This is a genomic window from Gammaproteobacteria bacterium (assembly GCA_013003425.1).
Lineage (GTDB): Bacteria > Pseudomonadota > Gammaproteobacteria > Steroidobacterales > JABDKV01 > JABDJB01.
The window spans coordinates 26,387-37,211 of the sequence record JABDJB010000064.1; the positions used below are offsets into that span (position 1 = coordinate 26,387).

Annotated in this window: 11 protein-coding genes and 1 tRNA gene; all 12 read right to left on the minus strand. The window is 62.4% G+C overall.

The window, feature by feature from the left end; genetic code table 11:
* Window positions 1-35 precede the first annotated feature (35 nt).
* Complete coding sequence (gene thrC / locus HKN06_09445) at window positions 36-1,322, minus strand: threonine synthase (GenBank protein NNF61536.1); 1,287 nt, start codon at window positions 1,320-1,322, stop codon at window positions 36-38.
* A complete protein-coding gene (locus HKN06_09450) occupies window positions 1,322-2,254 on the minus strand; it encodes a homoserine kinase (GenBank protein ID NNF61537.1) in 933 nt (310 codons plus the stop codon). Before HKN06_09450 ends, thrC begins: the two co-directional genes overlap by 1 nt.
* A complete protein-coding gene (gene thrA, locus HKN06_09455) occupies window positions 2,251-4,749 on the minus strand; it encodes a bifunctional aspartate kinase/homoserine dehydrogenase I (protein NNF61538.1) in 2,499 nt (832 codons plus the stop codon). Before thrA ends, HKN06_09450 begins: the two co-directional genes overlap by 4 nt.
* Before the next feature lie 22 nt (window positions 4,750-4,771).
* The gene (locus tag HKN06_09460; protein NNF61539.1) at window positions 4,772-5,506 is read right to left on the minus strand and encodes a pyridoxine 5'-phosphate synthase; all 735 of its coding nucleotides are present in this window, start codon (window positions 5,504-5,506) and stop codon (window positions 4,772-4,774) included.
* On the minus strand, window positions 5,506-5,907 hold the full coding sequence (locus HKN06_09465) for a GFA family protein (GenBank protein ID NNF61540.1): 402 nt from the start codon (window positions 5,905-5,907) through the stop codon (window positions 5,506-5,508). Before HKN06_09465 ends, HKN06_09460 begins: the two co-directional genes overlap by 1 nt.
* 28 nt (window positions 5,908-5,935) lie before the next feature.
* Window positions 5,936-6,011, minus strand: a tRNA-Lys gene (locus HKN06_09470).
* A gap of 60 nt (window positions 6,012-6,071) precedes the next feature.
* A complete protein-coding gene (gene queC, locus HKN06_09475) occupies window positions 6,072-6,770 on the minus strand; it encodes a 7-cyano-7-deazaguanine synthase QueC (protein ID NNF61541.1) in 699 nt (232 codons plus the stop codon).
* A complete protein-coding gene (gene queE / locus HKN06_09480; GenBank protein ID NNF61542.1) occupies window positions 6,746-7,417 on the minus strand; it encodes a 7-carboxy-7-deazaguanine synthase QueE in 672 nt (223 codons plus the stop codon). The genes queC and queE overlap by 25 nt, the downstream gene beginning before the upstream one ends.
* Before the next feature lie 30 nt (window positions 7,418-7,447).
* A complete protein-coding gene (gene ybgF / locus HKN06_09485; protein NNF61543.1) occupies window positions 7,448-8,086 on the minus strand; it encodes a tol-pal system protein YbgF in 639 nt (212 codons plus the stop codon).
* Between the two features lie 125 nt (window positions 8,087-8,211).
* Window positions 8,212-8,733 carry a peptidoglycan-associated lipoprotein Pal gene (pal, locus tag HKN06_09490; GenBank protein NNF61544.1) on the minus strand — a complete coding sequence of 174 codons (522 nt, stop codon included), beginning with the start codon at window positions 8,731-8,733 and terminating at the stop codon, window positions 8,212-8,214.
* Window positions 8,734-8,762: 29 nt separating this feature from the next.
* The gene (tolB, locus tag HKN06_09495; GenBank protein ID NNF61545.1) at window positions 8,763-10,052 is read right to left on the minus strand and encodes a Tol-Pal system beta propeller repeat protein TolB; all 1,290 of its coding nucleotides are present in this window, start codon (window positions 10,050-10,052) and stop codon (window positions 8,763-8,765) included.
* On the minus strand, window positions 10,036-10,825 hold a 790-nt coding region (locus tag HKN06_09500), incomplete at its 5' end, for a protein TolA (GenBank protein NNF61546.1). The genes tolB and HKN06_09500, both read right to left, overlap by 17 nt.

Below are 10,825 nucleotides of genomic sequence, written 5' to 3' on the forward strand. Positions count from 1 at the left end.
TGGTCATCAATGGCAAGAATCTGTAACTGCGCTGATCAGGCTGCTGTGAGCGCCTGCCGAAAGGCTGCGTAACCGGTCTCCAGATCGGTGCAGCGTTGTGGCAGGTGCAGCAGGCGCTCCAGCGCCGGCGGTACTGCTACTGTGCTGCCAATCAGCGGCTCGATGACTGTTTCGAACTTTGCCGGATGCGCGGTAGCAACCATGATGTATTCGGCCGCGTCGTCCAGGTAGTTTTCATGCACGTAAGCTGCTGTCGCGGTATGCGGACACCACAACTCCTCGCATTTGTTGTAGTCAGTCAGTATCTGCCGCCTGATTTGTTCATCGTCTACGGCCCATGCGGCAATATCCTTGTCATCGAGCTTTGGGTAAAGGTGGCGAAGTCGTTCCATGTTACTCGGGTCACCGACATCCATAGCCGATGCCAGCGTTGCCAGGCTTTGCCGCGGCTCCCAGACCCCGGTAGTCAGGAAATCAGGGATCACCCGGTTGGCGTTTGTTGCCAGTACCACCTGGTTGATCGGCAGGCCCATGTGGCGCGCCCAGACACAGGCCACGGCATTGCCCAGGTTGCCGGTGGGCACAATAAAAGACGGCTCACGCCTGCAACGCCGGTAGTGCCACAACGAGGCCGCGGCGTAATACACGGCCTGCGGCAGCAGCCGGCCGATACTAATGCTGTTGGCAGATGTCAGCCGCTGCTCCGCGCGCAAGCCGGTGTCGGCGAAGGCCTGCTTGACCAGCCGCTGGCAGTCATCAAACACGCCGCTGACACGAAACGCCCGCACGTTGTCGCCCCAGCAGGTCAGCTGCTGTTCCTGTCGGGGTGAGACCATGCCGGCCGGATACAGCACATACACCTCAATCCCGGACCGGCTATGAAACGCGGCCGCCACAGCGCCACCGGTATCGCCGGACGTGGCAACCAGGACTTTCAACGGTCTTTGTGCGTCGCCCTCCAGGCGCTGCATGCAGGCCGCGAGAAAAGCTGCGCCGACATCCTTGAAAGCCGCCGTTGGGCCATGGAATAGTTCCAGCACCGACAGACGCGCCTTGTTGTGCACGTCACGCAGCGGCAGCGGAAAACCGAATGCGTCGCGGCAGATTGCTGCCAGTTCCGGCTCCAGCACGTCCCCGGCAAAAAACGGCGCCAGCAGCAGCGCCGCAATGTCTGCAGGCTGCTCCGCGCCATCAAAATCACTGATCTCGAAGCGCGGGTACTTTTGTGGAACGTACAGCCCGCCGTCTTCGGCCAGCCCGCGCCTGAGCGCATCGCTGAAGGCTGCAGGCTGTGCGCCGGCACGTGTGCTGACAAATTGCATCAGCGCTCCACGTGGGCACCGGGCGCATCGAGCGGTGACAGCCAGCAGTCGCTGGCCAGCCCGTGCGCCGCAAAGGCCGCCTGCATTGCGGCTGCCACGTGGTCACGATCCGCATCGGCCGTCCAGGCGAACATGCTTGGACCGCTGCCCGACAGTGAGCAACCCAGCGCGCCGGCATCGAGCGCTGCCTTCTGCACGTCGCGAAAACCCGGCACCATGTGTGCGCGTTGCGGCTCGACGATTACATCGATCAGTGAACGGCGGATCAGTGCCGGATCGTCGCGATAACAACCGGCGACAAAGCCGGCCAGTGCGCCAAGCTGCTCCACAGCCTCACTCATCGGTACCGTAGCGTGCAGCCCTTCACGAGCAGCACTCGTCGGTAGCACCAACGCCGGATGCACCAGTACGCTGCGCAGGCCGGACGGCACCGGCAGCGATACGACGTGCTGATCACTCCAGCCCTGTACCAGTGTCAGCCCGCCTAACAGCGATGGCGCAACGTTGTCAGCATGTGGAACCGCACCGCTGGCCAGCGCTTCGCCGGCCAGTGCATAGGCTAACAGGCATTCCTGCGACAGCGGTTCATCGAGCAGTGCATTGACAGCTACGACGGCAGCGACAGCAGACGCCGCTGAACCACCCATGCCTGAGCCAAGTGGTATACCTTTATGTATTATCAGCTCCGCACCAAAATCGGCATCGGCCGCTTCGAGCAGGCTGATGGCCGCCGCGCCCGCCGTGTTTTTCTCTGCTGTGACCGGCACCGCACAGGGCAAACCTTGCACCGCCTTGATCGTCACACCCTTTGCGCTGGTGAGCCGCGCCGTGCAGCGGTCGCCGACCCCGGCGATCGCCTGGCCCAGCACGTCAAAACCAACCGCGACGTTGCCGATCGACGCCGGCGCGAAGGCAGTCACCGCGGCAGTCATACCGAGGCGCCCAGGTAGCCGGCCAGACGCAGCAGGTCGGCAAATACGCCGCCGGCCGTTACCGCCGGCCCGGCGCCGGGGCCCTGCACGACTAACGGGTTGTCGCAATAGCGTGCCGTCTGGAACTGGACAATATTGTCGGTGAGATTGATATGGGCAAACGCCGAGTCCGCGCTGACGGGGGTGAGTCCAACACTGGCGCTGCCGTCGGCCTCGAGACGGCCGATGTAACGCAGTACCTCGCCAGCGTTTGCGGCCTGCCGGTAAACCTCTGCAATCACGTGATCGTAATCGGCCAGACCATCGAGGAACTGCTCGATCGAGCAGTCCCGGAGAACTTCAGGCACCAGGCTTTCCAGCTGGATGTCGTCGAGCTCCAGTTCCAGCCCCATCTCGCGACCGAGGATTACCACCTTGCGCGCGACGTCCATGCCGGACAGGTCGTCGCGTGGATCCGGTTCCGTGTAACCCAGTTCACGCGCCTCACGCACCAGCGCCGAAAAAGGCCGGGTGCCGTCATAAAGATTGAACAGGTACGCCAGGGTCCCGGAGAAGATGCCCTCGATACGAGTTATGCGGTCGCCTGTCTCGCGCAGGTCACGTAACGTCTGGATGATGGGTAGCGCGGCCCCGACCGTGGTCTCGTAGAGAAATCGCGCGTCGCCAGCGCGGCGTTCGCGTATCAGTTGCTGGTAATACTCGAAGCTGCCGGAATTTGCTTTCTTGTTGGGGGTGACTATATGAATGCCGCGCCCCAGCCACCCAGCGTACTCGGCAGCGACAATGTCAGACGAGCTGCAATCGATAATGAGCGAATGCGGCAGGTGTTCCGTTTTTATGTGGTCGGCAAAGCGGGAAAGGTCTAGTGGCGTGCCGTTTGCGCCGAGACGATCACGCCAGCCGTCGAGTTCGATACCGCGCTCGTCGAGCACCATGTGACGTGAGGTTGCCAGCGCCCGCACCCGCAGGTCGAGATTGAGCTCATCAGCCAGGCGTGTCGCTTCGCCGGACATCTGTTCCAGCAGCACGCTGCCAACCGAGCCCGGCCCGATGAAACCAATCGAGAGGGTCTGCGGCGATAGATAGAAGCCGGCGTGTACCGCACGCAATGCGCGCACGGTGTCACTGTCGTCGATCACCGCTGATATGTTGCGTTCTGACGAGCCCTGGGCAATGGCACGGACATTGACGCCGGCACGGCCGAGGCTGCCGAACACCTTTGCCGCTACGCCCGGTATGCCGGCCATGCCGTCGCCAACCACGGCGAGGATGCTGCATCCCGGTGTGACTTCTATCGACTGCAACTGGCCGGTGTCGAGTTCCGGCCGAAAAGCATCAGACAGGACACCGGAAACGCGGCCGGCATGCTCATCGCGCACGGCGAAACAGATCGAGTGCTCCGAGCTGCCCTGCGAAATCAAAACTACCGAGATCCCGGCATCGCGCAGTGCCCCGAACAATCGCCATGCGGTACCCGGTACGCCGATCATGCCGGCACCTTCAACATTTACCAGCGCCATGCCATCGATAGCGGTAATGCCCTTGACCACGCTGGAGGCGGACGCCTTGCTGCCTATGCGGGTGCCTGCAGTCGTGGGTGCAGCGCTGTCACGAATGTAGATTGGAATCCCGCTGTCGACCGCAGGCGCCATCGTGCGCGGATGCAGCACCTTGGCACCGAAGTAGGCAAGCTCCATCGCTTCGTCATAGGTCAGCTCGGCGATCACCGCCGATTCGGCAACCAGTCGCGGGTCTGCGCTCATTACACCGGGCACGTCAGTCCAGATATTGACCTGGCTGGCATCGAGCAAAGCGGCAAAAATCGAGGCCGAATAGTCGCTGCCGTTGCGGCCCAGTGTCGTTTGCACGCCATCGCGATCGCGTGCGATGAAGCCGGTGATCACCACCGTACCGTGAAAATCACCCAGACGGCGGCGCAGCCGCTGGCGTGACTCATCCCACAGCACATCAGGCCCGAGCTCACTGTGCTCGATAACCAGCACCTCGCGCGCATCGAGCCAGTCAACCGAATCGTCCGCCGCATCCTGCTGCAACAGCCCGGCCAGCAGTTGCGCCGACCATAGTTCGCCAGCGCCGGCAACAACGTCGCGCACCTGGGGAACCTCGGACCCGATCAGTGCCGTTGCATGCAGCACATCAGCCATGTCGGTACAGCTGGCATCAAAACTGGTCTGGAAGGCCTGCCGTGCCGACTCGTTGGCCAGCAATTCGTCGGCCAGCCGCTCGTGGTCGGCACGAATGGCAGCCAGCCCGTCCTTGTAGCCGTTGTCGCGGGTGCGTGCCTGATCGACCATTCGCAACAGGCGGTCGGTAACGCCACCCACGGCCGAAACCACGACGGCCCGCGGCACCCCCTGGCGGGAATCGACAATCGACGCTACACGACGAAAACAGTCGGCATCAGCCAGGCTGCTGCCGCCGAATTTGTGCACTATCCATGGTTCAGAGGTCATCGTCGCGGCAGCGTACGCCATGGCGTGGCGCACGACAAGAAACTCAGGGCAGCTGCGCCAGGTAGCGCCGGACTGTCTCAGCCAGGCCAAACTGCAGCGCATCGGCAATCAGCGCGTGACCGATGGATACCTCGGCAACACCACCGATCGCGAGAAAGGCAGCCAGGTTGTCACAATCGAGGTCATGTCCGGCATTGACCTTGAGCCCGGCCTCGCGGGCAGCGGCGGCTGCGCCACGGTATTGCCCCAGCACCTCGCCCTGCCTGGCCGTGCCCCAGGCTCGCGCATAGGCTTCTGTGTACAGCTCTATCCGATCCGCGCCGAGTTCACGCACCAGCCCATACTCCCGCGGGTCCGGATCCATGAACAGGCTGACACGACAGCCCAGCTCGCGGCACTCGGCGATTACCGGTGCCAGCGCGGCGGCATGATGCGCAACCGGCCAGCCGTGATCCGACGTTACCTGGTTGTCGCCATCAGGCACCAGCGTCACCTGGGTCGGCAGCACATCGCGGATGAGCTGCATGAACCCGGGATAGCCGCCAGCCGGCCCGGCAAAGGGATTGCCTTCGATGTTGTACTCGACCTGCAAAACCTCGGCCAGCGCGTACACGTCATCAGGCCGGATGTGACGCATGTCGGGTCGCGGGTGCACGGTAATGCCATGGGCACCCGCGGCAACGCAGGTTTGCGCTGCTGCCACCACGTCCGGGCGGCTGCCGCCGCGCGCATTACGCAGCACTGCCACCTTGTTGACGTTGACACTGAGACGCGTCATCAGTGCACCTTGCGCGGCAGGCCGATCTCCCACTCCGGTATCCAGCTGGCTTTGGCCTCGAGGTAGGCGTGCCCTTCCGGCTCACGATCGATTGGCGTTGCGATATTGGCCAGCACGACGTGGACTTCTCCCGGCCACTTCTGCGACTCGAACAACATCGTGCTGCCACAGGAGGCACAGAAACTGCGTATCGCTTCATTTGACGAACGAAACCGGTGCAGCTGGTCCTCGCCGGCGGTAATCAGGAATTGCTCCGCATCCACGCCAACCCAGGTGACAAAACCCGCGCCATGGGCGCGCCGGCATATCGTGCAGTGACAATGCGCGCACCACTTGGTTGGCAACCGCAACTCAAACCTGACTGTGCCGCACAGGCACCCACCGGTGGCTTTCTTGCTCATGGGTGAATAATACCGGGGATTTGGAAGATGGTGGGGGCACTAGGATTCGAACCTAGGACCAGCGGCTTAAAAGGCCGATGCTCTACCGACTGAGCTATACCCCCAATCCGGGTCGGGTCAGTTCAAGCGGCGCATGATACCGCACCGTGACGGCGGTTCAAGCATCAACGGTAGCGCGTGGGATCGGCAGCTCCGGCAGCGGCAAAGCCATCCCGGCGCAGCTGGCACGATTCGCAGCGCCCGCAGGCCCGGCCGGTGCTGTCGGCCTGATAGCAGGAGACGGTAAGCGCATAATCCACACCAAGTTCCAGGCCGCGGCGGATGATGTCGCCCTTGCTCAGATCGATCAGCGGCGCATGGATGCGCAGTGGCCTACCCTCTACGCCTGCCCGGGTGGAAATACCGGCCAGTTGCTCGAAGGCATCAATAAATGCCGGTCGGCAATCAGGGTAGCCCGAGTAGTCAACCGCGTTGACGCCAATAAATATGTGCTCGGCTTCTATGACCTCTGCGTAACCCAGTGCCAGCGCAAGCAGCACCGTGTTGCGTGCCGGTACATAGGTAACCGGAATTCCCGTGGACCGTTCTTCCGGTACGTCAATGTCACTGTCAGTCAGCGCCGAGCCGCCGATTACGCCCAGGTCGACACCAATCACCCGATGCTCGTGTGCGCCAAGCATTGCCGCGATCTGCTCGGCGGCGGCCAGCTCTGCATCGTGACGCTGGCCATAAAACACGCTCAAGGCATGGCTTTTGTAACCCTCGTGCCGCGCCAGAGCCAGAACCGTGGCCGAATCCAGCCCGCCCGACAGCAGCACAACGCCGGTTTTAGTATCACTCAATGCCCGGCCTCCTCGCCCCACAGCAGCTTGTGCAGCTGCAGCTGGAAGCGCACTGGCAGCTTGTCCGCCAGTATCCACTCCGCCAGCTTTACTGGCTGCATCTGGCCGTAGCTTGGTGAAAAAAGAACCTCGGCCTGTGTCTCGCTGTGCGCAACGAAATCTCGCGCCCACTCATAGTCTTCGCGTCCGCAAATGACAAACTTGACCTGGTCACGGGCGCGCAGCATAGGCAGGTTTTCGGCCCGGTTTCGCTGCGCCTCGCCCGAAGCGGGTGTCTTTACATCCATGACGATCGTGACGCGCTCGTCCAGGTTGCCGACATCAAATGCGCCGCTGGTTTCAATCGATACGGCATAGCCGGCATCGCACAGGCGTGCCAGCAGTCCGGGGCAGTTTTTTTGTGCCAGTGGCTCCCCACCGGTGACGCAGACATATCTGGCACCGAGCCCGGCAACCCGCGCAAGAATGTCGTCGTAGGACATCCATTCACCACCAAAGAATGCGTAACTGGTATCGCAGTACCGGCAGCGCAGCGGGCAGCCGGTTAGTCGCACAAATACCGTTGGTATACCGACACTGACGGCCTCACCCTGCAGGGAATGAAAGATCTCGGTGATTTTCAGCCGTTCGCCGGCTGGCAGATCTTCTTTGCGCGTCACGCTGTTCATAGCTGCCGGCAAAAACCGGGTCTGGCGCTATCAGCGGCCCTCGCCGCTCATCCGCTCCAGCCGCTGACGTGCCAGCCGTGCGGCAGTCGAATCGGGATGCTCTGCGACGACCCGCTCCAGCGCCGCACGCGAGTCGGCGTATTTTTTAAGTTCGTAGTGGCTGTACCCGATTTTTAACAGCGCATCGGGAATCTTGCGCGAGTCCGGATATTCGCTGACTACCCGCTGGAACTCCGTAAGCGCCTTGCTGAACTGCCGCTCAACGTAAAGGGCTTCGGCGAACCAGTACTGCGCATTGTCGACGAGGCTGCTCTGCGGATAGCGCGCGACGAATTCAGCGAATGCCGTCCCCGCCTCGTCATAACGCCCTTCTTCGAGCAATCCAAAAGCCGCCTTGTAGGCATCACGGTCGCTTACCGCCTGGGTGGCCGCGTTGCCGCCATCAGACGTCACCGGCGCAGCCAAACCACCGGCCGCACCGCTTTCCAGCGCATTAAGCCGGCCGTCTATATCAACGTACAGATCGCGCTGCCGGTTGCGTGCGCCCTCACTTTCGAACTTAAGCGTTTCGACCTCATTGCGCAGCTCGGCCAGTTCGGCTGTGACCTGTTGCAGCTCCGTGAGCAGACTTATCAGGCTCTGGTTTTCCATTACCCGCTCTACCTGCATCAGCCGCCCCTCGAGCTCGGTGAGTTTGAGCAGGACCGGGTCTTCCTCCGGTGGCACGGTAGCGCAGGAAGCAAGGGCTGCCGCCACCAGTAGCAGCGGCAGCCTTGTAACTGACGACAGTTTACTCAACGGTAAATAATCTCCACCCGTCGATTACGCGACCAGGCCGACTCGTTGTGACCGGGATCAGCCGGGCGCTCCTCACCGTAGCTGACGGTGCTGACCTGACTGGCGCTTACACCTTGCAGCAGTAATGCACGACGCACAGCATGGGCACGTCGCTCGCCCAGACCGATGTTGTATTCGCGCGAACCACGCTCGTCGCAATGACCCTCGAGCATAATACGCTGCGACGGATTGCGTGCGAGATTGCGTGCGTGAGCCTCGATAATATCGACAAACTCGCGACGAATTTCGCTGGTGTCGAAATCAAAATACAGCGTGCGCTGCCCAAGCAGCTGCTGCAGCGCCATTTCGCGCATCTCTTCCGGCGTTGGACCCGGTGGCGGCGGTGGTGGCGGTGGTGGCTGAGTTACCGGTGGCGGCTCGGGCATTGTGTCCGGCGGCGTTTCCACTGCCTGCTGCCCGCCGCAGGCGACGAGCATCAGCGCCAGCGCAGTCAAAAAAACAGATCGCATATTGATCATGAACCCTCTCCTAAGATTTAGTGCAGCAACTACGGCACAGCGAAGGGCGACCAGACCGGTTCGCGCACATCTCCCAGGCGGGAAACGAGCTGCTGATGAAACCGACCGTCAGTAGATACAGCAGCCAACACGCCCAATCCGCTGTCTTCAGTAGCATAGATGATCATACTGCCATTTGGTGAAAAACTTGGCGACTCGTCCAGCCTGCCTTTGGTCAGAACCTGGGTCGCCCCGCTGCCGAGATCAACAAGAGCAATTCGGTAATTACCGCGGTCGTTGTGCACGACAGCGATCTTCTGCTGGCTCGGTGCCAGTCGCGGGCGGGCATTGTAGTTACCCTCAAAGGTGACGCGCTGCGGCTTGCCGCCGCCGGCGGCCACCTGGTAGATCTGCGGCCCGCCGGCCCGGTCAGAGGTAAAAAACAGGCTTTTTCCGTCCGCTGACCATACCGGCTCGGTGTCGATTGCCGAGTGCCGGGTAACCCGGTCCAGCGTGGCGGTGGCGAACTCCACGACGTGTACATCGACGTTGCCCCAGTCGTCCGACAGGGCCAGTGCCAGCCGTTTGCCATCAGGCGACCACGCCGGAGCGCCGTTGACTCCGGGCCGCGCCGAAACCCGGCTGCGCTGTCCGCTGGCCAGTTCCTGCACGTATACCGCGCTGCCATAGTTCTCAAAAGCCACGTAGGCAAGGCGCGTGCTGTCGGGTGACCAGGCCGGCGACATGAGCGGCTCGTCTGAGCGCACCACGACCTGCTGGTTGGCGCCATCGGCGTCGGCAACGATCAGTTCATACTCGCCGTCCTTGCTGCTGATGTACGCAATTCGGGTAGAAAATGCACCCCGCTCGCCGGTCAGTGCCTCGTAGATAAGGTCGCTGACCTGGTGCGCTGCCGCACGCAGCGCGTCCGGCCGGGCCGGGATGGTGTAAGCCAGCAGCTGCTCGCCACGTACCACGTCAAACAGCTGGAAGCCGATAGCATAGCGCCCGTCCGGTGACTCACCAACGCTGCCCACCGCGACAACTTCAGCCCCGAGCAGACGCCAGTCCGCAAAATCGACCTCGCTGCCCGACGTGGGCTTTTCGATCATGTCACCACGGTCCATCGGCGCGAAGCGACCGCTGCGCGCGAGGTCGGCATCGACGACCGCGGCGATGTCGAGCGGCGGGCTGGTGCTGCCGCTGACTCCGAACGGAATGATGGCTACGGGTATGGCGTCGGAGACGCCCTCGCGGATAACCACCGTCAGGTCGGCAGAAACAACCGTGCTGCACAACGCGGCAAATAACAGGGCAACAAGTCTAGTTTTCAGGTTCAAAAAGCACTCTCACTCTGCGTTCAAATAATCTCGGGTCTCGCGGCGGTGGCAGCGGCGAGGCCTTGTAGACGGCCGCTTCGATCGAGCGGACCACGGCAGCGTCGCCGTTACAGCTGACAATCTTTACGCCGGTCACTTCGCCACCCGGTATCTGGGTCAGCAGCAACTCGCACTTCAGCCCGCTCAGGGCGCCGGGGGGCTGGATCCAGTTGCGTACGATGCGCTGGCTGATCAAAGTCTTGTATTCATCCAGCAGTCCGGACTCTACTGCATCTCGCCGTGCTGCTTCTTCGGCAATCTGGCGGCGCAATTGTTCCTCTCTTTCTTCCTGTAACTGCGCCTCGCGCCGTGCCGCTTCTTCCCTGCGGCGTTTTTCTGCCAACGCCGCCTGCTCCTTTTTCACACGCTCGGCTTCCAGCTCGGCCAACCGCTGCTGCTCAGCCTCTGCTTTCGCTTCGCGCTCGGCGGCGGCCTTCTGCTCCGATTCCTGCTGCGCCTTGCGCTCGGCGGCGGCCTGCTGCTCGCGCTCCCTGCGCTGCTGCTGTTCCTCGCGCTCGGCTGCCTGGCGGCGTCGTTCTACCTCGGCCAGGCGCTGCTCCTCGCGCTCGCGCTCGGCACGCGCCCTGGCCGCCTGTTCATCCAGCTCACGCTGCACCTCGGCAGCCCGGATGGCCTCGTCTGCGGCCTGCAGTTTTTCCAGCTCGGCCGCGATCAGTGATTCGTCGACTACCGCCGCCTGGATCGCCAGCGGTGGCGACTCGGATGCCGCGGTA